Here is a 22,855-nt window from a genome sequence, read left to right as displayed (position 1 = left end):
GGGTCAGTAGCTCAGTCGGTAGAGCATTAGATTGAAGCTCTAAGTGTCGGCGGTTCGATTCCGTCCTGACCCACCATATTTTTTATTTTCTCCATGCCGGAGTAGCTCAACTGGTAGAGCAACTGACTTGTAATCAGTAGGTTGAGGGTTCAAGTCCTTTCTCCGGCACCACACGGTGGGGTAGCGAAGTGGCTAAACGCGGCGGACTGTAAATCCGCTCCTTCGGGTTCGGCAGTTCGAATCTGCCCCCCACCACCAGTTTTTAGGGGCATAGTTTAACGGTAGAACAGAGGTCTCCAAAACCTCCGATGTGGGTTCGATTCCTACTGCCCCTGCCATTTTTATAAAAAAATATATTTCTTGGCGGTCGTGGCGAAGTGGTTAACGCACCGGATTGTGATTCCGGCACTCGGGGGTTCAATTCCCCTCGTCCGCCCCATTTATCATTCATAATTTAATGCACTTATAAAATAATAACGTGGCGGTCGTGGCGAAGTGGTTAACGCACCGGATTGTGATTCCGGCATTCGGGGGTTCAATTCCCCTCGTCCGCCCCATCTTATTATTGGGGTATAGCCAAGCGGTAAGGCAACGGGTTTTGATCCCGTCATGCCCTGGTTCGAATCCAGGTACCCCAGCTTGTATGCGGAAGTAGTTCAGTGGTAGAACGCCACCTTGCCAAGGTGGAGGTCGCGGGTTCGACCCCCGTCTTCCGCTCCAAAAATTGGCGGCATAGCCAAGTGGTAAGGCATGGGTCTGCAACACCCTTATCACCGGTTCGAGTCCGGTTGCCGCCTCCATTATATTTTGCCGGCGTGGCGGAATTGGCAGACGCGCGGGACTCAAAATCCCGTTCCTTCACGGGAGTGTCGGTTCGACCCCGACCGCCGGTATTATCCTTACCGTATGCCAAGCGGTAAGCCGAAAAAAGCCCTGACCAATAGTCAGGGCTTTTTTCTATCTTGATATGCACTGGATTTATTAATTACATTTCCGACATATGCGCAAAAGGCAAGTGGGTGTCTATTTTTCCATTGATGCGTTTTGCATATAGTCGTTCACCATCAACCCATTTTTGGAAATCCATCATTAATGGTAGGCGATCAGGTCCAAGTGCAAATCCTACTTCCAGGCTATGTGGGAAATAAGAAGCGGTATGCAAGGTTCCGGATGCGGTACTGTACTTCATCGAGAAAACACCGCTGTCCAGATCGTTTAGGAGCCTAAAAGCACTGTAGGCGTCATCAGTCTGATTTTTGTGAGTTAATAGAGCTTGCTCACGACGCTTTGAGTCATCGGATTGATAGCGGTTTTCTTCTGTCAGCAATTCAAAATGGTTGGTTGATACAGAAGCTTCCCGGACGACAACAGAACGGGGAGAAGCTTCTACAACAACTGATCTTCCGCTGCGGTCCAGAAGAACATAGCTGAACGAGCGGCGGTGTGGCAGTTCTTCAAGCAGTTCAATAGCTTCACCAACGTCTGTACAATTCTCGAGTATAAGACGCCCGATCATATTGCAGATGAATCCATCTTCTGAATTTCGGCGATTGATGAAGTTATAGCCCATCGATAGCCCTTTTTCATTGAGCCCATCGGTGCGTCCAGTGATTTGCATAGTGGGGCCAATTGTTGCATAGCCCCCGTCAGTAGGCTGGTAAAGCGCAAATCTTCCCTCATAGCCTTGGGGTGAACTGTCATAATTGCGCACCATAAAATCAGTGCCTGTTAAAATGGAACAGCCACTTCTTGTATATTCGAGGTAATAACCGCCGAATTCACGAATGGCGTCGTGCATGTTCCAGCCGAGCGCATCAGCCAGGCCGTTGATTTCTTCCCAGATTCTTGGGGCGTATGTTAAAAGCATATCTCGCGCTTCTTTTTCGTTAATCATCAAATGGCGGTTTGAGGTGCCGAATTGTTTTCGGCGATTTGGCAGGATAAACGAATCTTTCAATTTTAATCCTTGCATATAGCCGAAGTCGTAATGGCTTCCCCGGAATTGAATTACATCAGTATATATAGGTTTCAATGGCGGATCCCTCTTTTATTATGATTAATCCGAGTGTACTGCATGTAAGCGCTGACCGAAAAGAAATATGCCTGAGCAGCGTTAACCGGCTCAGGCATATTGTCAGATGACATAAAAATCTGCTTCTCCGCCGTTGATTCCTGTAAACATATTGGCGGCGGCTGCGAGAAGTTCGAGTGCTGTATCGCGGTCCATGGAAGGGCGCAGATAAAAGACATGCAATGCGTTTGTTGTCTGTTCGGTTACAGCAGTCCGTTTTGAATCCACGAAAGGGCTGCCGAATGCACCTTGCTGGTCTTTTGTGATAAGTATATAGGCTAATGTATTCAGCCGGTTATTGATGCCTTCATATTGATCATTTTCAGTTCCAATTGTTATGGTGACATCGCCTTCAATTTTATCGGCATCATACAGCCCCAGCGGAATTTCATATTGAAGCGAAAGAAAGTTATTCATATCGACACCGGAATGGACTGGAGTGAGATAATTTTGTTTCTTGACTCTCCGGAACAGAGCTTCTGCCGAAGGGCGATAGCGATTCGGGTCCGCACCAAGCGCTTTCCAGTTAACTTTCCATTCGAGCAGACCTGGAAAATCGGACAGCTCTTTATCCTCCAGGTCAAAGAATAATTGTTCCTGAAAAAGCTGGAGACGGCCCTTTAACATTTGAGGAGAATCGGAAACGGTGATATTGTTATAATGAATGATTCCAACTTTAAAATCAGAAAGAATTTCAGAAATACGGGGATCGACTGTTGTTTCCACTGCACTCATCCTTTCGCATTAGTAATTTACATTATCGTATCATATATTCAATGAAGGGGTTATCAGCATGAATCTTGAACAATTTCAAAAAGAGCTCGTTGCTTATGCCTCGGAAATCGGAATAGATAAAATCGGTTTTGCTTCAGCGGAACCTTTCTTTAATTTGAAGCATCAATTGATACGGCAGCAGCAGTTGCAGTATCAGTCAGGATTTGAAGAACCGGACGTCGAAAAACGGACGCATCCAGAGCTGCTGCTGGAAGAAGCGGTGACGATCATAGCAATCGCGATTGCATATCCATCAAAAATGAACGATGCGCCGCAAGGAACAAAAGGGGCGCGCCGGGGTATTTTTTCACGTTCGTCCTGGGGCAAAGATTATCATGCAGCTTTGCGTGAGCGGCTGACTTTGCTGGAAGCGTTCATCGCAGCGCATTATCCGGATGCACGCATGCGTTCGATGGTGGATACAGGAGAATTGTCCGACCGGGCCGTCGCTGAGCGCGCGGGAATTGGTTGGAGTGCGAAGAACACCAATATCATTACGCCGGAATTCGGCTCTTATGTCTATCTGGGGGAAATGATCACCAATATCCCGTTTACGCTGAATGAACCGATGGAAGATCAATGCGGCGATTGCCGGCTATGCATTGATACCTGTCCGACAGGAGCCATTGTTGAAGGCGGGCAGTTGAACGCCCAGCGCTGCATTTCTTTTTTAACACAGACGAAAGGCTTTATGCCGGATGAATTCCGTTCGAAAATCGGCAATCGACTATATGGCTGTGACACCTGCCAGACAGTTTGTCCGAAAAATAAACGGAAAGCGAACCAGATTCATGCCGAATTTGAACCCGATCCGGAAATAGCCAAGCCATTGCTTGAGCCTTTACTGAAGATATCGAACCGGGAGTTCAAAGAGAAATTCGGTTATGTATCCGGTTCATGGAGAGGGAAAAAGCCGATTCAACGCAATGCGATACTCGCTTTGGCGCATTTCAAGGAAGTAAGCGCTGTGCCGGCATTGATTGATTTGCTGGAATCGGATGAACGTCCGGTTATCCGCGGTACGGCAGCCTGGGCCATCGGAAAAATTGGCACGGCTGAAGGGCTCCATGCTTTGAAGAAGGCAGAAGAACAGGAAAAAGACAGCGAAGTGCTGGAGGAAATTCAAAAAGGATTGGCATTTTTTGCTGAAGAATCGAAAGGATAAGTGAAGAGAGTGGCCATTAATATTGTTTTATATCAGCCGTTGATACCGGCGAATACAGGAAATATCGCGCGTTCGTGCGCTGGGACAGGAGTCAGATTGCATTTGGTCCGGCCGCTTGGATTTTCGACTGATGATAAAATGTTGAAACGTGCGGGGTTGGATTATTGGGAGCATGTGGATTTGACGTATCATGATTCTTTGCAGGAGCTGTTTGACAGTTATCCGGAAGGCGAGTTTTATTACATTACAAAATTCGGTTCCAAACCGCATACGACATTCGATTTTTCGGATCAGGAAAAAGATCATTTCTTCGTGTTCGGCCAGGAAACGAAAGGTTTGCCGCCGGAATTGCTAGAAGCGAATCCGGATCATTGCCTGCGGATTCCGATGAATGATAATATCCGTTCCTTGAATCTTTCCAATACCGCTGCGATCCTGATGTATGAAGCGCTGCGCCAGCAGGGATATCCCGGCTTAGAATAAAAAAGGACAGCGGAAATTTATCCGCTGTCCTTTTTCAATACTATTCTTTATCGTAAGTACCTGGTTTGTCGTCGTACCCGCCAGTGAAAATAGCTGCAAGGAACGCAACACAAACGCCTAGAATAAGGATTAAGTTCATTTATAACAACCTCCTTGAAATATGCATCTTAGTTTAGTATAGCGGAAAGTAGGGAAAAATGAAATATAAGTCCCTGTTGAAATATGGAGATTTTCTGTCGGTTTGTTTGATAGTGGAAAATGCTGAAACCGATTCGGGTTTCATTCGTATACTAGGGTAGTGAAAATATTTTTAAAGAAAGGTTGATCAGTATGAAAATGAAAATCTCGGCTGCTTTGCTATGGGTTTCAGCCATTGCAGAGGCATTCCTGGCCATTCCGTTCATCGGTGGTTCGTTTGTCCTCAGCACAGGCTACGCGGCACTTGGTTTTATGTTTATTTTGCACGCGGTGACCTTATTCTTCTGTTTCCGTGAATACTCGCCGAAATCAGGTCCGATTCTGGGCTTAATCACAAGTTTATTGGCTTGGTTCCCGTTAATCGGTTGGGCATTGCATTTACTCAGCGCGATTGTATTATTCATTAACGCAGCCGTTGCCAGCCGCCCACGCATCTAAACTTTAACCGCCTGTAAGGGCGGTTTTTTATTGTCTTCATAATGGAAGAGGTTCAAACTCGAAAATTTGGAGCTGTCTTTGTACAATAAAAGGAGAAAGGGTGAATGGAATGGATTTGACGATCAATTCAACAAAAACATTACATAATGGAGTGGAAATGCCGCGATTCGGATTGGGCGTCTATAAAATGACGGATAAGGAAGAGGCAGTCAACGCGATGATCGCCGCAATTGATGCCGGATACAAGGCGATTGATACGGCGACTGTTTATGAAAACGAGCAGGAAGTCGGGGAAGCGGTGCGAAACTCGGCTGTGAAACGGAAAGATTTGTTCATCACTTCAAAAGTCTGGAATACGGATCAGGGCTATGATCAGACACTGCGCGCTTTTGAAGCGTCGCTGGAGCGTCTCGGGTTCGATTATTTGGATCTTTACCTGACGCATTGGGCTGTTCCTGGCAGTTACGAAGAGACGTATCGGGCGATTCAGCGGTTATATGATGAAAAGCTGGTACGGTCAATCGGCGTTTCGAATCATCATCAGCCGCATCTGGAACGGATTCTGGCTAAAGCAAATACAAAGCCGATGGTCAATCAGATTGAATTGCATCCCCAATTGACACAGGAACCGCTGCGCGAATTCTGTGCACAGCAGGAAATTGCGGTGACTTCCTGGTCGCCGCTTGCGCGTGGCCGTTTGCTGGATCATGCCGTACTGGCGGAAATTGCAGCTAAGCACAATAAGACGATTGCACAGGTAATCATCCGCTGGCATCTGCAGAATGACCTCATAGTTATTCCGAAATCGGTGACGCCATCCCGCATCGTGGAAAATGCCGATGTCTATGATTTTTCACTGGCAGCGGAAGAAATAAAAGCGATCAACGCTTTGAACCAGGACTGGAGAACCGGCACGAATCCGGAAGATATCAAAGCATAAGAAAAAGAAGTTCCCTCATTTTAAAAGGGAACTTCTTTTAATATTATCTCGCTTTATCTTCCACGACGATCTTCTCATTTGTAAACGGATGGATGAATGACATCCGGAACGCATGCAGGTGATAGGCGCCGTCCTGAGTCGATGGTCCGTCGTATAATTCATCGCCGATGATCGGATGTCCGATATGGGAAAGGTGGGTTCGGATCTGATGCGTCCGGCCGGTTTCAAGTGACAGCTGCAGGAGCGATTTGCCTTCCATATGGCGTAATAATTTATAATGCGTTACAGCACTTTGGCCGGTAGGTGATACCATGCGTCGGGTCGGATGATGACGGTCCCGGCCGATGGCGAAGTCGATGGTGCCGGATTTATTGTGCACCTTGCCTTTGACGACGGCTTCGTAATCACGGACCAATTGTTTCTGTTCCAGCATGCGGTCCAGGATGTTTTTCGCAACCGGGTGCTTCGCTACCATCAGTAACCCGGAAGTCCCCTGATCGAGCCTGTGGACGTGTTCACCATATGATCCGCCGCCGCGGATGATATGGCCGATGACTGAATTAATGAAGGTGTCGTTTTGACCGATTTCGTTGGGATGGGTATTCATCCCTTTAGGTTTCCGGGCAATCAGAAAATGTTCATCTTCGAACAGCACTGGCAATTCGATTTCGTGGTTAGGTTCATAAGGCGAATCCGCTTTCGGCAAATCGAATTGCAGAACCGTTCCTTTTGAAAGGGGTTCTTTCCAGACAACTTCCTGAAACTTATCATTTTTCACAGATTTGGCCATGCGAAGTTCATGGACAACTTTCTTGCCAAGGCCCCATTCGGTGCGCAGCAATTCTTCGACGGTCATGCCGTCATCTTTGATTTCATAATTCCAGCTCATTTTGTTTCCTCCATAAAAAAAGAGCATGCGCAGTGCACATTGCTCTCTTGTCAGTTATTTTTTAACGACTTCTCTGAAAAATTCTTCGATATTCTCTTTTGGCTGCGATCCGACCCAGCGTGAAACTTCTTCGCCATTTTCATAATGGACCAGTGTCGGTGTCGCTTCGATGAAATAATCTGTCCAACCCTGTTCATACTCTAACAGATTGTACTGCAGGACGTCTACATCCATATCTTCAGCAACCGGCATCAACACAGGGGTCGTGTTTTGGCAATGCACACAGGTCGGGCTGAAGAAATAAACCGTTGTCGGCTCGCCGCTTTCAATCTGTTCAGCAACTTCACCAGGCAAAGCGATGTTCTGATAATTTTCATCATCCAGCTGGTCAATGGTCGCCGGGTCTAAATCATCTGTATCGTATGGGTTGTTCGCGAGTTTTTCACTTTGGGACATTTGTGTAAGAACGATGATCAAAGCAAAAATGGCGAGAACAACGCCTCCAATGATAAGCATTTTTTTCAATTTATTTTTCCTCCTTGATTGTTTTCAGCAAATAAATGCTCATTCCGGCAATTAAGATAAATGCAATAAGCGCTAAAAATGGGATGGTAATAAAGCCGAAATAGTTGATGTACTGGCCGGTGCAGGGAACTTGCCCGCATGAAGGAGCGGATTCGGAAAGGAATGCCAGTTTTTGAATTCCGTAATGATACAGGGAAATCATGCCGCCGATACCTGAAATGATCAATGAGGTAAGTGCGATCCTGACATTCTTCTGAAAATATGCCACACCGACAACGATGACCAGAGGATACATGAAAATCCGCTGGATCCAGCAAAGCTCACACGGAATATAGCCGCGGACCTCGGAAAAATAAAGGGAGCCGGCAGTGGCTATCAACGCAGTCGCCCAGATGCCCAGCAAAAGATTTTCTTGAATTTTCGTCATATCTCAGGTCCTCTCTTGTTAAATAGCTACTATAGAATTATAATTCTTTAGCTGGGGCAAGTAAAATAATATTATCCTCTGTGTATATCCTATATAATAAGATGTGATACTTTTGTGAAGGAGTGGCTAATGTGGCAGAACAATTCGATTTATCCAATTTTGAAAAAAGCATGATTATCCGCGAGATGACCTATGCTGATATAAATGCCATTCTAGAGATGCAACGTTTATGTTTTCCAGGTATGGACCCCTGGAAAGAAGAACAATTAAGAAGCCATTTGGGTGTGTTCCCACAAGGACAGCTAGTCGCTGAATTGGACGGAAAAGTCATCGGCTCGTGTTCGAGTTTATTGATCAACTTTGATGAATACGATGACCGCCACACATGGGATGATGTGACCGACGGCGGTTATATCACCAACCATAATCAGGACGGCTATAATATGTACGGCATCGAAGTGATGGTGCATCCGGAATTCCGGCGCATGCAAGTCGGCCAGCGCCTTTATGAAGCGCGAAAAGAACTTGCACGCGAATTGAATTTAAAATCTATCATTCTCGGAGGCCGCATTCCAAATTACCATAAGCATGCGGAAGAAATGTCGCCGCGTGAATATGTGGATGCCGTATCACGCCATAAAATATATGATCCGGTTCTCACATTCCAATTGATGAACAACTTCCAATTAATGCGCATCAATCCGAACTATCTGCAGGACGATCTTGCATCAGGGAAATATGCGACATTGATGGAATGGAATAACGTCGATTACAAACCGGTTTCAAAAAGGCATTTCAAGACGAGCCTGCCGGTTCGTATTTGTGTTGTCCAATATCTGATGCGCGCCATTGAATCGTTCGATGATCTGGCAAGCCAGGTGGAATACTTTGTCGATGTGGCATCCGATGCCCATTCCGACTTTGTGGTATTCCCTGAAATTTTCACCACCCAGCTGATGTCGTTCCTGAATGAACCATCACCGAGCCAGGCAGTACGTAAGCTCACAGAATATACACCGCAGTATATCGAACTCTTCACCGATCTTGCAGTCCGCTACAACATCAATATTATTGGCGGTTCGCATTTCGTAAAAGAAGAAAACGATGAAATCTACAACATCGCTTACCTGTTCCGTCGGGACGGTTCCATCGACAAACAGTATAAAATCCACATCACGCCGAATGAGCGGAAGTGGTGGGGTATTTCTGCTGGAGATTCGGTCCGCGTATTTGATACCGATTGCGGCAAAATCGCTATCCAGATCTGCTATGACATTGAATTCCCGGAACTTGCGCGCATTGCAACAGATATGGGAGCGAATATCATCTTCTCACCATTCTGTACAGAAGACCGCCAAGGCTACTTGCGCGTCCGTTATTGTGCACAGGCGCGTGCTGTGGAAAACCAGATTTATACGGTCATTTCGGGTACGGTAGGCAACTTGCCGCAAACCGAGAACATGGATATCCAATACGCTCAATCGGCCATCTTTGCACCGTCCGATTTTGAATATGCACGTGATGGCATTGTTGGAGAAACAAATGCCAATCTTGAAATGGTCCTGATCGGGGATGTGGATTTGGAAATCCTTCGCCGCCAGCGTCAGAACGGTACCGTTAAACAATTGAAAGACCGCAGACATGACGTCTACCGTGTTGAGTATAAGAAAGATTAAGTTTAGGCAAAAAAATGAAATTCCTGTACCGCTTCCTGATGGAGGCGGTTTTTTTTCTTCATTTTTGGTAAACTGGAAATAGATCAAAGACTTGTACGTAATATGGATGGAGGAATCCCTATGAATTGGAAAGAACGAATCAAACGCTGGCTGGATCATGAAGGGCTGGATGAAGAAACAAGGAAATCACTGGATCTCTTGCGGGAAGATGAGAAATTGGCAGAAGACGCTTTTTATCAGGATCTCACTTTCGGCACAGGCGGCATGCGTGGAGAAATCGGGCCGGGTACAAACCGCATGAATGTTTACACTGTGCGCAAGGCATCACAGGGCATTGCGGATTACATAAAATCAAACGGGGACGAAGCGATGGCCAGAGGAATCGTCATTGCCTATGACAGCCGCCGCATGTCGCCGGAATTTGCGGAAGAAGCCGCGAAAACCTTTGCTTCGAACGGAATCCACACGTATTTATACAACGGCACGCGCACGACGCCGCAACTGTCTTTCAGCGTCCGCTACTTGCACGCATTTATGGGAGTTGTCGTCACGGCCAGCCATAACCCGCCGGAATACAATGGCTATAAAGTATACGGAGAAGACGGCGCACAATTAAATCTTGAAGATGCAGACCGTGTCATTGAATTCGTCAGCAACGTGGAAGATGAATTGACGATTGTCAACGAAAGCTATAAACCTGAACTGCTGGTGACAGTGGGCGATTCTGTCGATCAGGCATATCTGACGAATGCATTGACTGTTCGGGAGCAGCCGGCTGCGTCGCCAATTCAGGCGGTCTTTACGCCGCTCCATGGCGCATCCGGTGCGACAGTACAGCAGCTGCTTGAAAAAGCAGGCTACACGGATGTCACTTATGTGGCGGAACAGATGGAACCGAATGGTGAGTTTCCGACTGTAACGTCTCCTAATCCCGAGGAAGCGGGAGCTTTCGAATTGGCAAAGAAATACGGTAAAGAAGCCGGCGCTGATTTATTGATCGCAGTAGATCCTGACGGGGACCGCGTCGGAATCGCGGTAACAAACGGCGAGCACTACGAATTGCTGTCTGGCAATCAGACAGGCGCAATCCTGATTGAATATTTACTGAGCCAAAAACAGGCAAAAGGTGAACTTCCTGAAAACGGCCGTATTTTCAAAACGATTGTGACATCCGAATTCGGCCGTGCGGTGGGTGATTCTTACGGAGTCAAAACCACAGATGTCCTGACCGGCTTTAAATTCATCGGGGAAAAGCTGAGAGAGAATGACGGCACAGGAGAATTCGAGTTTTTATTCGGCTATGAAGAAAGCTACGGCTATTTGATCCGTGATTTTGCACGCGATAAAGATGCAGTGCAATCAGTGCTGCTTCTCGTTGAAGCGGCAGCGTATTACAAGACACAGGGTAAAAACCTGCATGATGTGCTGGTCGAGTTATACAATCGCCACGGCTGGTACCGCGAAGGACTCGTATCGGTAACGAAAAAAGGGGCGGATGGCGCGCGGGAAATCCAGTCGCTGTTGAGCGGCATGCGCCAGAATCCGCTGCAGTCCATTGCCGGAATCGCAGTGGCTTCAATAGAGGATTATGAAACACAGAATCGGATTTTTACGGATTTGGATCAAAGTGAAAAGATTGAATTGCCACAGGCTAATGTTCTGAAATATTTCCTGGAAGACGGATCCTGGGTTTGCCTGCGTCCAAGTGGCACTGAGCCGAAAGTGAAATTCTATTTCAGTGTCAAAGGGGAGACTGAACAGGAAAGCGATGAAAAACTGGAATTGATCAAGGAATCTTTCCTTGATGCAGTGAATAACAGATAAATGTGGGCTCCCTTAATAAGGGAGCTTTTCTCATTCGAAAGTATGAGGCGCAGGACGAGTGAAAACAGGTATGGTTGGAGTAACGGTGAAGAGGTGAAAAACATGAAGCTGAGCGAGCATTCCAATGTAATTCTGCTGAAAGAGATTGCAGAATTGCTGAACGAGGAAACGGATATGGAACGTATGCTGACGGGAGCTATACGGAAGCTATTGAACGGTTCGAATTTTGAAACTGCTTGGATTTTCTTTATTGACGGGGAAGGAAAGCACAGGCTCATGGCACAGGCTAATCTTCCTTCGGCGCTGGAGGAAGATGATTGCCGCCATCTTCAAAAAGGCGGCTGTTGGTGTGTAAAAAGATATCACGATGGTGATTTGGAGAAAGCATCCAATATCATCGCCTGCCAGCGGATTGAGAATTCAATAGCAGAAAAGACTGGAGATCACGGCAATATTACGCATCACGCGACGGTGCCGCTGCAATCCGGAACGGAAAGATTCGGCTTGCTGAATATCGCGGCGCCTGACCGGGAGCGTTTTTCTACGGATGAACTGGCGTTGTTGGAATCAGTGGCTTTCCAGATCGGCTCTGCCATCAAACGCATCGGCCTGACCAAGCAGGAGCAGGAACTGGCGTTGGTGACCGAACGCAATAGACTGGCTCGTGATCTGCATGATTCAGTCAACCAATTGCTGTTTTCCGTAACGCTTACCGCAAGAGGCGGCGTGGAAATGTCGGAGGAGCCGGCAATCCGGGAAACCTTCAGTGATATTCAGCACCTGACACAGGAAGCGTTAAATGAAATGCGGGCACTGATTTGGCAGCTGCGTCCTAAAGGACTAGAAAGCGGTTTGCTCGAAGGTATAAAAGGTTATGCCGAAATGCTCGGTTTAGAGCTTGAAACAAAAGTGAACGGTGTCATCCAGCTTCCTTCAAGAATTGAAGAGACTTTATTCCGCATTGCGCAGGAAGCATTGAACAATATCCGGAAACATGCCGGTACAGACCGTGGACAATTGTTCCTGTCGGTTACCCAGACGGACGTACTTCTTGTGTTAAAAGATGAAGGCAGAGGATTTGTGATGGATGAAAAACTGTATATCCCATCAATCGGTATGCTGAGCATGAAAGAACGGGCAAAATCCGAAGGCGGAACAGTCGAATGGTCCAGCGCAATGAATAAAGGGACGGAAATTCTTGTAAGGATTCCTTATTAGGGAAAGGGGGCAAGGGATGATGAAAGTGTTAATAGCGGATGATCATCATGTGGTCAGGAGAGGACTGTTGTTTTTTCTAAAGACCCAAAAAGATATTGAAGTGGTCGGTGAAGCGGTAAACGGCAAGGAAGCGGTCGAAATGGCTGAGAGACTCCGACCTGATATTGTGTTGATGGATCTGGTGATGCCGATAATGGACGGGATTCAGGCAACACGCAAAATTAAAGAAAAGCATCCTGATATTATTGTCCTGATGCTGACCAGTTTTTCGGATCGGGACCATGTCGTACCGGCTATCGAAGCGGGAGCGGCAGGTTACCAATTAAAAGATATCGAACCTGATGAACTGGTGGAGTCATTGCGAAGCTTGATGAGAGGCGAGAATACGCTGCATCCGAAAGCGACTTCTGAATTGTTGAAAGGACCGTCAGAACCGGCGCCGCATACCGTCAATTTTTTGACGCCGCGAGAAAAAGAAGTGCTGGCGGAATTAACCAAAGGAAAAAGCAACCGGGAAATCGCATCAGCGTTATATGTGACGGAAAAAACGGTGAAAACCCATATTTCAAATATCTTTACAAAGCTCGAAGTGCAGGACCGCACACAGGCTGCTCTTTATGCAGTAAAGCATGGACTGACAGAAGCGGGGATGGAATAAAATTTATAATACCGATATTCCGCAAAACAGCTCCGCTTTCCAAAACCCGTGCTCCTGCATCGCTGCGCTAGCTTCGAGACATGAAAGGGCGCTGTTCCCCTGGGAGTCTTCGCTGTTTTCTCCATATCTAAGAAAAACTTTCTATAAGAAACAATTTACTAATTCACTAAGAAGTGAGAAAGCCGACACACGGATTCTGTACACCATTAAAATGAAGGGGAAAGCGTCCGCCTAAAGCAGAATGGTTTGAGAAGTAGGTATAGTTTCTCGACAAAAAAGAGGCAAGACGCACTTGATGCGTCTTGCCTCATATTTTATTTCAGCGTTTTTTGACCGGCCGCTTACGTGAATCTTTCGTAATCTGCTTCCACTTCGAGCGTTCCGCTTTTTGGGCTGCCAGATCGCTTTTTCGTTCCATATGGGCAAGTTCCCGTTTTAGTTTTACGTAGCTGCGGAAGCGTTCAGGTTGAAGTACACCTGTTTCAAGCGCTTCCCGGATTGCGCAGCCGGGTTCATTGCCATGGGCGCAATCACGGAAACGGCAGGCATCCGCCAAATTTTCCACATCCGAGAAGCCGGATTCCACGCCTTCGGAATAATCGCCGAGCTGGAATTCCCGCATTCCCGGTGTATCGATCAGTAAACCGCCGCTTGGCAGCAGCACCATTTCGCGGTGGGTGGTGGTGTGCCGTCCCTTGCTGTCGTCTTCCCGTATATCCTGGACTGCCATCAGTTCGGTGCCGGCGAGCGCATTGATCAGGGAAGACTTGCCGACGCCGGAGGAACCGAGCAAAGCTCCTGTTTTGGAACCAGCCAGCACATTTTGTAATTCAGCGATTCCTTCCATTGTGACACTGGAAACCGTGTGGACCGGTACGCCGAAAGCAACCGATTCCACTTCTTCTAAATAAGGTTCGATGTTGTTACATTGATCCCTCTTGGTCAATACGATTACCGGATTCGCCCCTGAATCCCATGTGGCGAGTAAATAACGTTCAAGCCGCCGGACATTAAAATCGTGATTCAATGACATCACGAGGAATGCGTAGTCCACGTTCACCGTAATCGTCTGGATATCGGAAGTTTCACCTGCAGCTTTGCGTGAGAAGCTGGAGATGCGGGGGAGGACTTGATGAATGATTCCTTTTTCTTCGCCCGGCATCTGTTCGACAACGACCCAATCGCCGACACAAGGGAATTCCGACTTCGCATGGCTGTGCCTGTATTTTCCGGACAGTGAGCTGAGCCATTCACCGTGATCTGTAATCACGCGATATAGATTTTTATGTTCGAGCACCACACGTCCCGGCACGCCGTTTGTTTCGATTTTATCCTGCCAGTTTTTATTCCAGCCGTAATTTTCAATAATTGTCAATTTGAGTTCCTCCAATTTTTATGCATAATAAAAAACCATGGATGCGTCTTGCAAATCGCAGTCCATGGTTCCCGGGCATAATGGAAGAAGCGTATCGTCAACGATACACGGAGGGGGATACTATGGACTGGACTTGCTGTTTCGTTGCAATGATATGAATAGCCATAATACCCCACCTCTTTCCTCAAGTTATCTTTAAGATACCGGATAATTCTGAAACGGTCAATCTATTTTTTATTCATGATTCCAATTTTTAAGATAATTCAGCAGAAGCGCTTTCAAAGTCTTGCAAACAGTCAGAAGAAAGGCTACCATTAAATTAATATTCTGAACATACCAACTGGTCAGTATAAAGAAAGGTGGAAGTTATTTTGGATTTTTCCTATTCCCAAAAAACAAAAGATTTGCAGAAACGCTTGATCAGCTTCATGGAAGAGCATGTCTATCCGAACGAGAAAGTTTTTGAACAGCAGTTGAATGAACAGAACAATCGATGGTCACAAGTGCCGCCGGTTATGGAAGAGTTAAAGCAGAAAGCGAAAGAACAGGGGCTGTGGAATCTCTTTCTGCCCGACAGTGAATACGGAGCGGACCTCAGCAACCAGGAATACGCGCCGCTGTGTGAGATTATGGGCAGATCGCTGATTGGGCCGGAAGTCTTTAATTGCGGGGCGCCGGATACCGGCAATATGGAAGTATTGGTGCGTTACGGCACAGAAGAGCAGAAGAAGAGATGGCTCGAACCGTTGTTGAATGGCGAAATTCGTTCATGCTTTTCGATGACTGAACCGGATGTGGCATCGAGTGACGCAACGAATATTTCGGCAACAATCACTAGAGACGGAGATGAGTATATCGTCAACGGCAGAAAATGGTGGTCTTCAGGTGCGGGTGATCCTCGCTGTAAAATTGCGATCGTAATGGGTAAAAATGATCCGGATGCCCCGAAGTATGAACAGCAATCGATGATTCTGGTGCCTCTGGATACGCCGGGCGTTACGATTGAACGTATGCTGCCGGTTTTCGGCTACGACCACGCACCGCATGGTCATGCTGAAATCAATTTTGATAATGTCCGTGTTCCGGCTGGCAATATGATTTGGGGAGAAGGCAAAGGTTTTGCCATTGCACAGGGAAGGCTCGGTCCCGGCAGAATCCATCACTGTATGCGATTGATCGGAGCTGCTGAACGGGCGCTTGAAGAAATGTGCCGCAGAGTGGCCGGGCGTGCGCCATTTGGCAAGCCTTTGGCTAATCAAGGTGTAATCCGGGAATGGATTGCGGATTCCCGTATTGATATCGAACAGGCACGGCTTTTGACACTGAAAGCGGCTTACATGATGGATACGGTGGGCAATAAAGAAGCGAAAGCGGAAATCGCGATGATAAAGGTTACCGCACCGAGTATGGCACTGCGCGTTATCGACAGAGCCATTCAGGCATTTGGAGCAGCAGGTGTCAGCGATGATTTCACTTTGGCGGCACAATGGGCGAATGCGCGGACGCTTCGACTGGCGGACGGGCCGGATGAAGTACACAGAAGCCAAATTGCCAAGCTGGAATTAAAAAAATATCTATAGGAATGAGGGGGATCTAATGGGGGATTTTACACAAGCAACGATTCCGGTTAGAAAAGGGGAAGAAATTGACCTGCAAAAACTTGAGAAATTTCTCCGCTCGTCAATTGAAGGACTGCCCGAAGGCGAACTTGGAATCCGCCAATTTGGCGCAGGCCACTCCAACTTAACCTATGCACTTAAGATTGGGGAATGGGAAGGGGTTCTCCGTAAACCGCCGCTTGGACCAGTGGCTCCTAAAGCGCACGATATGGAAAGGGAATTCAAAATTCTGCAGTCGCTTGCGCCGATTTTTCCTGCAGCCCCAAAACCTTTTGTGTTTTCGGAAGAGACTTCTATAACAGGGAGCCCGTTCTTCGTCATGGAAAGGCGGCATGGCATTGTGCTGGATACCGAATTTCCAGCAGGAACAGAAGCGACTGCAGAACTCGGCAGGAAAATATCCGAGAAAATGGTGAATACACTGGTTGAGCTTCATGCCATCGATTATAAAAAAACGGAGCTTGCCGAAATGGCGAAACCGGAAGGATTTATGGAACGGCAAGTCAGCGGGTGGATTGGCCGTTATGAACGTGCTAAAACAAATGATATTGAAGAAGTGGAAGCTCTGAAAAAATGGATGCTGGCCAATATACCGGAATCACAGGAGCCGACTATCATCCATTACGATTTTAAATTAAACAATACGATGTTCAGTGAAGATTATACGAAAATAACCGGACTTTTTGATTGGGAAATGACAACTGTCGGCGACCCGCTGGCAGATTTGGGCGCAGCAATGAGCTACTGGATTCAAGCGGATGATCCGGAACTTCTGAAAAAGGGGATGGGCAAACCTCCTGTTACTGTTAACGAAGGATTTTACACACGTGAGGAATTTATACGCAGCTATGCGGAAAAGAGTGGCCGGGACGTCTCACAGATTGATTTTTATCTGACGTTCGCTTATTTCAAACTGGCAGTTATTGTCCAACAGATTTATTTCCGATATAAAAACGGCCAGACGCAGGATTTGCGATTTGCGAATTTCGATCGATTCGTTAAAAGCCTGATCCGTTATGCACTTGGAACTGCAACAAAATAGAATTGGGTGAAGAGAAGGCCGAGATTTCCGGCCTTTTCTTTTTTAGGTGATTTGGCGGAGAAAAAAACGTTTGGCAGCGGGTATGAATAGAGAAAGGAGGCGTTGTGATGGACGTCAATAAATACGGCCAGCAATTATTTTCAGAAGGATTTGTGAAGGATCCCTATCCATATTACTCACAGCTGCGTGTGGGAGAACCGGTTTATAAAACCCGGTTCCCGGATGGCCAGCAGGGATGGCTGATTACAGGCTATACGGAAGCGGTGGAAGCATTGAAGGAGCCCCGTTTTATCAAGGATTTCAGCAAGCTTTACGGAGGCTCGATGGACGGAATGAGTGTATTTACACAGAATATGCTTTTTTCTGATCCGCCAGATCATCGCCGTCTCCGGGGATTAGCGCAAAAAGCCTTTACTCCAAGGGTTATCGAAGGCATGAAAGAGCGAATAGAAGAAATAACCGATCAGCTGTTAAATGACATGAAACAAAAAGAGGAAATTAATCTGATTGACGATTTCGCCTTTCCATTGCCGATTATCGTCATTTGCGAAATTCTCGGTGTGCCTTCGGAAGACCGCGATAAGTTTCGGATCTGGTCGAATTCACTTATTGAAGGAAGCAGCGGTGAGCCCGGAGTTAGTATTTATCAGCACATGAATGATTTTATCCGCTATCTTGGGGAATGGTTCAGTGAAACGAGGCGGGAACCGAAGAACGACCTGATCAGCAAGCTGATAGCAGCGGAAGAAGCCGGTGATCGCCTAACGGAAAAAGAATTATATGGACTAGTGACCTTATTGATCATTGCCGGCCACGAGACCACGGTCAATCTGATAGGCAATAGTTTTTTGAACTTGTTAAAGCATCCCGAACAGAAAGAGCTGTTAAGGAGAAATCCGGAGCTGATTGACCAAGCAATCGAGGAATCATTGCGTTTCGATGGACCAGTTGAATTCAGTACATCAAGATGGGCAAGTGAAAACTTACAATTTGCCGGAAAAGAAATCAGGCGGGGAGAATTGGTAGTAGTTGCTTTGAATGCAGCGAACCGTGATCCTGATAAATTCCAGGACCCCAATGTATTCGATATCAGCCAGGAAAAGAGCCCGCATCTCGCTTTTGGAACAGGCATCCATCATTGCCTCGGTGCGCCGCTTGCACGGCTCGAGGGAAAGATAGCAATCAGTAAGCTGCTGGAACGTTTTCCGAATCTGAGATTGCGCATTCCGGAAAGTGAACTTGAATGGCGGCCGGGAATGATTGTCCGTGGGGTAAAAGAAATTCCGGTCACTGAAAAGAATGAGTAAAACGTCGATATCATTACGCCTGCGATTATCTCTGCAATCGTTATTGGAGGCGGAGGGTGGTTCTTCCACAAATATCTGGACAGCAGTGTTTTCCCGGAAAAACACGGTACAGCAAATACTGCGCACAATCGTTGAAGTTTTGAGCTCCTGCATGTCAGGGGCTTTTTTTATTTTGTGGTGGATTATTTTGAAAAGGTGAAAACCGGGTTTAATGTGTTTGTTGCAGGCAGTAACAGGGGAAATATTTGTTATAGGACAAAACAGGGGGATCGCTTATGAAAAATTTCACTTTTTGGATCAAAGAAAAATTATGGGTGACTCCAGCTGTCTACAGTATTTTGGCGGTGGCCCTGTCAATCATCTTTTTTTATATTGATTTGTATCTAATCGAATCGCTCAGTGAGTACATACCTTCAATTCTTTTGACGAATGTCGACCTGGCAAAAAACATCATGGGTAATTTATCAGGCGCTTTGCTGACGATGACTACTTTTACATTTTCAACGATTCTCGTTGTACTGACTATGTATTCCTCACAATTTTCACCCAGAACGTTAAAGAACTTTGTACACGACCGTCTGACCTGGAGAGTGTTAGGCGTATTTCTTGGCGGGTTTATCTATAATACATTATCCTTGCTATTTATGAGGGCGCATCTTTACAGCCACGATGTCATCTCCACATTCATCGGCATCCTGATCGCCTTCTTCTGTTTGGCGACTTTTGCCTATTTCATCCATCACATCTCAACAACCGTCCAGGTCGGGAAGTTAGTGATCGATCTGGTGGGCGATACCGAACGTGTAATTGGGAAATTCGAAGATTTATGGGAAAAGACTGCAGACAAAGGGACGATATGGAGACCTGATGGCATCAAGCAGTCTTTTGCGACAGGGAAAGCAGGATTTATCGGCTACATACACTTTGAGGAACTCTTGGGATTTGCTGAAAAAAATGGCATGGAAATCGAAATACTGGCTTGTATAGGTGATTACGTCCATGAAAATAAATCCATCGTGAACGTCTATATGACAGAATCCAAAAAGTTTCCAGTCAATGATTTTTTTGTAATTGGAGACGAGCGGACTTCTGAACAGGACATAGAATTTGCGCTGCAAAAACTGGTGGAGATTTCGCTTCGGGCAATATCACCCGGCATCAACGATCCGAATACTGCCAATGACATCGTAATCAGACTTGGCAATTTGCTGGGGAAAATCGGCAGCCTTAAAACGGATGAAGTTGTGCTTACTGATAAAGAAGGCAATGGCCGCATTTTGTACGCGTATCCTGCGTTCAAAGAAATACTTTATAAGGTGTATTACCAATTTGCTTATTACGGAAAAGAGGATATATCCGTACTCGCAGCATTATCGGATTCCTTGATTGTTACGGCAGAATCGGTTCCTGAAAAGCGTTACAGCGATTTATGGGATATTCAATTGTATGTTTTGGAAGGAGTCGATATTAAGAATCTGAAGGCAATGGACCGGCTGTTTCTGCAAAAGAAACTGGATATCCTTGCCGATAGAGTGAACAAAAGAACAGTTAATCTATTGACCTTCAATGAAAATTAAACAGAAGGATTCTGCAAATAAACAGGAGGGGAGGGAGCGGGAATGGATAACAGCCAGCTGTTTAATGGCATAGAAGTACTAAAGGAGTTATCCGTTAAAGAGTTCTTTATGTTCTTCGTTTATCTCTCATTAATATTTGTCGTTAAGCTTACCCTTGAATGGATCTTTAAATTCATATTGAAACGAACGAGGTATAAAGAGAGGGTCATTCCGATAATAGAAGCAATCCTCAATTGGCTGGCATTTTACAGTTCCATCATTCTTTTCTTATTCTATTTCTGGAAAGAAAGTTGGCTGACCTACCCTTTTTACGAAACTGAAGGGGTGCAAGTCACTGTCTTTTTGATAGTTGTAGTTATTATGATTGTGACTTTTGCCAGCCGGATTACTAAAACATTCAACCAGCATGTAATGCCTTTCATCTATGAACAATTCGACATTAATATCGGGCTGAGTTTCACCATTAACCGTCTGATTTACTATACGGTAATGTTTCTGGCGTTGGCTTTGAGTTTCACGACTGTCGGCCTTGATCTCACCGCTCTTGGGGTTGTGTTCAGTGTGCTTGGCATCGGGATCGGTTTCGGTGTCCGCAATATTGCCGCAAACTTCGTATCCGGTATCATCATCCTTTTTGAACGGCCGATGGAAGTGGGCGAAATGGTCGAAATAGATAAGAAAATCGGTAAAATCACTCGCATTAAGCTGCGTTCCACAGTGGTGGAAACATTGAAAGACGGAACTTTGGTTGTTCCTAACCAATATTTTATCGAGCAGATTGTTAAAAACCGTTCCAGTGCGGAATTGTTTGCGAGGGTGCAGGTAAGTGTGGCTTATGGCAGTGATACTGCGAAAGTCGAACGCTTAATCTATGAAGCAGCAGAACAGGAAATTCCCGCGATGAAGGGAGTTCCTCTTGACCAGCAGCCCGATGTCCGGTTTATAGGATTCCGCAACTCTGCGCTGGATTTCCAAGTTGAAGTGCATGTAGTTAATGTACAGATGAAGGAACAATTGGAAAGCAGGCTTAGGCATGCCATTGCGAAACTGTTTTTTGAAAATGATATTGAACTGGCCAAAGCGCATTCGCCGGCCGACGAATAAAGCCCCGAGCCATTTGAAGGCAAGGGGCTTTATTCGTTGAATCATTCTTCCGCAATCCTTTCATGGGCGCCGCCGGAAGCCTGGACGTTATTGATGATGCTGCCGCTCATTGCTGCAAGTGAACCGGCAGGCATATTAATGATTTTCCCATTTTCCATATAGAAAGTTAACGAATCCACTTTGGTCATGCCGTTTTCTTTTATGATATTTTCTTCTACTTTATCGAATTCATTCCATCCATATTCTTCTGATGTGAAAGTGAATGGGGCATTTAAAACGAATTTTTCGGGTGTAACATAAAAGTAATCGGTTAATGAAAAACTGACTCCAATCGTTCCAGCGATGAATAATAGACTAGCCATTCCGTATTTCATCAGCCTTTTTTCAACATTGGCCAATACTATTAGACCTGCAGCTAATAAAGCCAAACCTATCCCTCCGGTTACGAGTGATATTGGTGAAGTGTTGATAGCTATTGCCTCAGGAGTAATGAACATGGCTTTAATTGGATAGAAAATGGCAACTGGTGCAAGTAAAGCAGATATGAACAGAATTACTGCAAAAGTGATATATACCATTCTCTTTTGATCAACAAAATCGTACATTGTCTAATCCCCCTCTTGTGCCGAATCGTCATAGTCAGAATAGTCCGGTTCTATATGTACGAGCACAACACAATTAGGTTTCGTTTTTTTTACTTTTCTTTCAATTTCTTCCGTTATCCAGTGGCTCTCAGTTACGTTCAGCAAGGGATCGACTTCAATCGTAAGATCCACAAACATAACATTGCCATGGTGGCGGCCTTTGAAATCACTCAATTTCCGGACACCTGGCACTTTACGGATGATGACCGACAAGGTTTCAACTTCATCTTCGTTGAAGGCATCGGTCAATGTCATCACAGATTCCTTGAATATATCCAAAGCTGTTTTGAGAATGATCAGACCGACGATAAAGGCCGTCAAAATATCAATGACAGGCGCACCCAAAATAGCCCCAAGAATCCCGATCCCGGCGCCTATGCTTACCAGGGCATCTGAGCGGTTGTCATATGCCGCAGCTTTTACGGCACTGCTGTTAATGTCCCGGCTCAGCTTTAAATTATAGCGATAGACGCCATACATGACGAGTGCGGAAAAGAAGGCGATGCCGGCGGTATAAAGGGAAGGCTCTGTTTGCTCAGTCGGATTGAAAAGATTCCGTCCGGCTCCAAGCAAAACCTGAAGACCGATTACAGCCATGATGAATGATGCCAGAAGGGATGCGACCGTCTCGGCTCGAAGATGGCCGTAGTGGTGGTTCTCATCCGGCGGTTTTTGGGATATTCTCAGTCCGACCAATACAGCGATGGAAGCGATGATATCAGTCAGGTTGTTCAATCCATCCGCTTTCAGCGCTTCTGAGGATCCGGCGAACCCAAATACAAGTTTTAATGTGCTGAGAAAAACATAAGCACCGATGCTCAACCAGGCGCCTTTTTCCCCTCGGCGTAAATTTGTATATAACTCCATAAAGTTTCCTTCCTCCAAATCCCTTTTACAAATC

21 protein-coding genes and 10 tRNA genes are annotated in these 22,855 nt (G+C 46.1%); 23 read left to right on the top strand and 8 right to left on the bottom strand.

The window, feature by feature from the left end:
• The 10 genes from DP120_RS15470 (at position 1) to DP120_RS15425 (ending at position 893) form a co-directional block, all read left to right on the top strand.
• Positions 1-76 (top strand) — tRNA-Phe (locus DP120_RS15470).
• Between the two features lie 19 nt (positions 77-95).
• Positions 96-171 (top strand) — tRNA-Thr (locus tag DP120_RS15465).
• Positions 172-174: 3 nt separating this feature from the next.
• Positions 175-258: transfer RNA gene (locus tag DP120_RS15460), tRNA-Tyr, on the top strand.
• A gap of 6 nt (positions 259-264) precedes the next feature.
• Positions 265-338 (top strand) — tRNA-Trp (locus DP120_RS15455).
• 25 nt (positions 339-363) lie between these two features.
• Positions 364-439 (top strand) — tRNA-His (locus tag DP120_RS15450).
• A 42-nt stretch (positions 440-481) separates the two neighbouring features.
• Positions 482-557: transfer RNA gene (locus DP120_RS15445), tRNA-His, on the top strand.
• Between the two features lie 9 nt (positions 558-566).
• Positions 567-638: transfer RNA gene (locus DP120_RS15440), tRNA-Gln, on the top strand.
• A 7-nt stretch (positions 639-645) separates the two neighbouring features.
• Positions 646-720, top strand: a tRNA-Gly gene (locus DP120_RS15435).
• Between the two features lie 6 nt (positions 721-726).
• Positions 727-800 (top strand) — tRNA-Cys (locus DP120_RS15430).
• Positions 801-809: 9 nt separating this feature from the next.
• Positions 810-893, top strand: a tRNA-Leu gene (locus tag DP120_RS15425).
• Between the two features lie 92 nt (positions 894-985).
• Here the strand turns inward: DP120_RS15425 and DP120_RS15420 are convergent.
• Both DP120_RS15420 and DP120_RS15415 read right to left on the bottom strand, forming a co-directional pair.
• Positions 986-2,032 carry a C45 family autoproteolytic acyltransferase/hydrolase gene (locus DP120_RS15420; RefSeq protein ID WP_112224558.1) on the bottom strand — a complete coding sequence of 349 codons (1,047 nt, stop codon included), beginning with the start codon at positions 2,030-2,032 and terminating at the stop codon, positions 986-988.
• A 102-nt stretch (positions 2,033-2,134) separates the two neighbouring features.
• Complete coding sequence (locus tag DP120_RS15415) at positions 2,135-2,797, bottom strand: B3/B4 domain-containing protein (RefSeq protein ID WP_112224557.1); 663 nt, start codon at positions 2,795-2,797, stop codon at positions 2,135-2,137.
• Between the two features lie 67 nt (positions 2,798-2,864).
• Here DP120_RS15415 and queG point away from each other — a divergent pair, with 67 nt between their 5' ends.
• From queG to DP120_RS15395, 4 genes are all read left to right on the top strand, one after another.
• Positions 2,865-4,010 (top strand): tRNA epoxyqueuosine(34) reductase QueG, encoded by a 1,146-nt coding sequence (gene queG / locus DP120_RS15410; RefSeq protein ID WP_112224556.1) that lies wholly within the window; start codon positions 2,865-2,867, stop codon positions 4,008-4,010.
• Positions 4,011-4,019: 9 nt separating this feature from the next.
• The gene (gene trmL / locus DP120_RS15405; protein WP_112224555.1) at positions 4,020-4,493 is read left to right on the top strand and encodes a tRNA (uridine(34)/cytosine(34)/5-carboxymethylaminomethyluridine(34)-2'-O)-methyltransferase TrmL; all 474 of its coding nucleotides are present in this window, start codon (positions 4,020-4,022) and stop codon (positions 4,491-4,493) included.
• Positions 4,494-4,823: 330 nt separating this feature from the next.
• Positions 4,824-5,129 carry a hypothetical protein gene (locus tag DP120_RS15400; RefSeq protein ID WP_112224554.1) on the top strand — a complete coding sequence of 102 codons (306 nt, stop codon included), beginning with the start codon at positions 4,824-4,826 and terminating at the stop codon, positions 5,127-5,129.
• Positions 5,130-5,238: 109 nt separating this feature from the next.
• Positions 5,239-6,069, top strand: a complete 831-nt coding sequence (locus DP120_RS15395; protein ID WP_112224553.1) for an aldo/keto reductase — start codon at positions 5,239-5,241, stop codon at positions 6,067-6,069.
• Positions 6,070-6,112: 43 nt separating this feature from the next.
• Here DP120_RS15395 and DP120_RS15390 read toward each other — a convergent pair whose 3' ends face one another.
• The 3 genes from DP120_RS15390 to DP120_RS15380 are packed head-to-tail and all read right to left on the bottom strand — an operon-like array spanning position 6,113 to position 7,910.
• Positions 6,113-6,958 carry an RluA family pseudouridine synthase gene (locus DP120_RS15390; RefSeq protein WP_112224552.1) on the bottom strand — a complete coding sequence of 282 codons (846 nt, stop codon included), beginning with the start codon at positions 6,956-6,958 and terminating at the stop codon, positions 6,113-6,115.
• A 54-nt stretch (positions 6,959-7,012) separates the two neighbouring features.
• Positions 7,013-7,483, bottom strand: coding sequence for a thioredoxin family protein (locus DP120_RS15385; protein WP_112224551.1), 471 nt, complete (start codon positions 7,481-7,483; stop codon positions 7,013-7,015).
• A gap of 1 nt (position 7,484) precedes the next feature.
• A complete protein-coding gene (locus DP120_RS15380; RefSeq protein WP_112224550.1) occupies positions 7,485-7,910 on the bottom strand; it encodes a disulfide oxidoreductase in 426 nt (141 codons plus the stop codon).
• 131 nt (positions 7,911-8,041) lie between these two features.
• Here DP120_RS15380 and DP120_RS15375 point away from each other — a divergent pair, with 131 nt between their 5' ends.
• The 4 genes from DP120_RS15375 to DP120_RS15360 all read left to right on the top strand — a co-directional run bounded on the left by DP120_RS15375 (position 8,042) and on the right by DP120_RS15360 (position 13,286).
• Positions 8,042-9,586 carry a carbon-nitrogen hydrolase family protein gene (locus DP120_RS15375; RefSeq protein ID WP_112224549.1) on the top strand — a complete coding sequence of 515 codons (1,545 nt, stop codon included), beginning with the start codon at positions 8,042-8,044 and terminating at the stop codon, positions 9,584-9,586.
• A gap of 120 nt (positions 9,587-9,706) precedes the next feature.
• Positions 9,707-11,410, top strand: coding sequence for a phospho-sugar mutase (locus DP120_RS15370; RefSeq protein WP_112224548.1), 1,704 nt, complete (start codon positions 9,707-9,709; stop codon positions 11,408-11,410).
• 102 nt (positions 11,411-11,512) lie between these two features.
• Positions 11,513-12,628 carry a GAF domain-containing sensor histidine kinase gene (locus DP120_RS15365; RefSeq protein ID WP_112224547.1) on the top strand — a complete coding sequence of 372 codons (1,116 nt, stop codon included), beginning with the start codon at positions 11,513-11,515 and terminating at the stop codon, positions 12,626-12,628.
• 16 nt (positions 12,629-12,644) lie between these two features.
• On the top strand, positions 12,645-13,286 hold the full coding sequence (locus tag DP120_RS15360; protein ID WP_112224546.1) for a response regulator: 642 nt from the start codon (positions 12,645-12,647) through the stop codon (positions 13,284-13,286).
• A gap of 319 nt (positions 13,287-13,605) precedes the next feature.
• Here the strand turns inward: DP120_RS15360 and rsgA are convergent, their stop codons facing one another.
• The gene (gene rsgA, locus DP120_RS15355) at positions 13,606-14,661 is read right to left on the bottom strand and encodes a ribosome small subunit-dependent GTPase A (RefSeq protein WP_112224545.1); all 1,056 of its coding nucleotides are present in this window, start codon (positions 14,659-14,661) and stop codon (positions 13,606-13,608) included.
• A gap of 371 nt (positions 14,662-15,032) precedes the next feature.
• Between rsgA and DP120_RS15350 the strand changes: the two genes are divergently transcribed.
• The 5 genes from DP120_RS15350 to DP120_RS15325 all read left to right on the top strand — a co-directional run bounded on the left by DP120_RS15350 (position 15,033) and on the right by DP120_RS15325 (position 21,310).
• Entirely contained in the window at positions 15,033-16,241 is a 1,209-nt protein-coding gene (locus DP120_RS15350) for an acyl-CoA dehydrogenase (RefSeq protein ID WP_112224544.1), read from the top strand.
• 16 nt (positions 16,242-16,257) lie between these two features.
• Positions 16,258-17,322, top strand: coding sequence for a phosphotransferase family protein (locus DP120_RS15345; protein WP_112224543.1), 1,065 nt, complete (start codon positions 16,258-16,260; stop codon positions 17,320-17,322).
• Between the two features lie 107 nt (positions 17,323-17,429).
• Positions 17,430-18,629 (top strand): cytochrome P450 family protein, encoded by a 1,200-nt coding sequence (locus DP120_RS15340; protein ID WP_112224542.1) that lies wholly within the window; start codon positions 17,430-17,432, stop codon positions 18,627-18,629.
• A gap of 275 nt (positions 18,630-18,904) precedes the next feature.
• Entirely contained in the window at positions 18,905-20,206 is a 1,302-nt protein-coding gene (locus DP120_RS15330) for a DUF2254 domain-containing protein (RefSeq protein ID WP_112224541.1), read from the top strand.
• 42 nt (positions 20,207-20,248) lie between these two features.
• On the top strand, positions 20,249-21,310 hold the full coding sequence (locus tag DP120_RS15325; RefSeq protein WP_205854557.1) for a mechanosensitive ion channel family protein: 1,062 nt from the start codon (positions 20,249-20,251) through the stop codon (positions 21,308-21,310).
• Between the two features lie 41 nt (positions 21,311-21,351).
• Here the strand turns inward: DP120_RS15325 and DP120_RS15320 are convergent, their stop codons facing one another.
• Positions 21,352-21,915 carry a hypothetical protein gene (locus tag DP120_RS15320; protein ID WP_112224540.1) on the bottom strand — a complete coding sequence of 188 codons (564 nt, stop codon included), beginning with the start codon at positions 21,913-21,915 and terminating at the stop codon, positions 21,352-21,354.
• A 3-nt stretch (positions 21,916-21,918) separates the two neighbouring features.
• Entirely contained in the window at positions 21,919-22,821 is a 903-nt protein-coding gene (locus tag DP120_RS15315) for a cation diffusion facilitator family transporter (RefSeq protein WP_112224539.1), read from the bottom strand.
• Between the last annotated feature and the right edge of the window lie 34 nt (positions 22,822-22,855).

Source organism: Planococcus halotolerans, from assembly GCF_003289955.1.
GTDB lineage: Bacteria > Bacillota > Bacilli > Bacillales_A > Planococcaceae > Planococcus > Planococcus halotolerans.
The sequence above is the reverse complement of the archived record's forward strand: the minus strand, read 5'-3'. Positions and strand labels throughout refer to the sequence as shown.

Excerpts from the sequence above, each read along its gene's own strand:
- queG (WP_112224556.1), top strand. The coding sequence starts at position 2,865 with ATGAATCTTGAACAATTTCAAAAAGAGCTCGTTGCTTATGCCTCGGAA.
- DP120_RS15400 (WP_112224554.1), top strand. The coding sequence starts at position 4,824 with ATGAAAATGAAAATCTCGGCTGCTTTGCTATGGGTTTCAGCCATTGCA.
- DP120_RS15395 (WP_112224553.1), top strand. The coding sequence starts at position 5,239 with ATGGATTTGACGATCAATTCAACAAAAACATTACATAATGGAGTGGAA.
- DP120_RS15390 (WP_112224552.1), bottom strand. The coding sequence starts at position 6,958 with ATGAGCTGGAATTATGAAATCAAAGATGACGGCATGACCGTCGAAGAA.
- DP120_RS15380 (WP_112224550.1), bottom strand. The coding sequence starts at position 7,910 with ATGACGAAAATTCAAGAAAATCTTTTGCTGGGCATCTGGGCGACTGCG.
- DP120_RS15370 (WP_112224548.1), top strand. The coding sequence starts at position 9,707 with ATGAATTGGAAAGAACGAATCAAACGCTGGCTGGATCATGAAGGGCTG.
- DP120_RS15365 (WP_112224547.1), top strand. The coding sequence starts at position 11,513 with ATGAAGCTGAGCGAGCATTCCAATGTAATTCTGCTGAAAGAGATTGCA.
- DP120_RS15360 (WP_112224546.1), top strand. The coding sequence starts at position 12,645 with ATGATGAAAGTGTTAATAGCGGATGATCATCATGTGGTCAGGAGAGGA.
- DP120_RS15345 (WP_112224543.1), top strand. The coding sequence starts at position 16,258 with ATGGGGGATTTTACACAAGCAACGATTCCGGTTAGAAAAGGGGAAGAA.
- DP120_RS15340 (WP_112224542.1), top strand. The coding sequence starts at position 17,430 with ATGGACGTCAATAAATACGGCCAGCAATTATTTTCAGAAGGATTTGTG.
- DP120_RS15330 (WP_112224541.1), top strand. The coding sequence starts at position 18,905 with ATGAAAAATTTCACTTTTTGGATCAAAGAAAAATTATGGGTGACTCCA.
- DP120_RS15325 (WP_205854557.1), top strand. The coding sequence starts at position 20,249 with ATGGATAACAGCCAGCTGTTTAATGGCATAGAAGTACTAAAGGAGTTA.
- DP120_RS15320 (WP_112224540.1), bottom strand. The coding sequence starts at position 21,915 with ATGTACGATTTTGTTGATCAAAAGAGAATGGTATATATCACTTTTGCA.
- DP120_RS15315 (WP_112224539.1), bottom strand. The coding sequence starts at position 22,821 with ATGGAGTTATATACAAATTTACGCCGAGGGGAAAAAGGCGCCTGGTTG.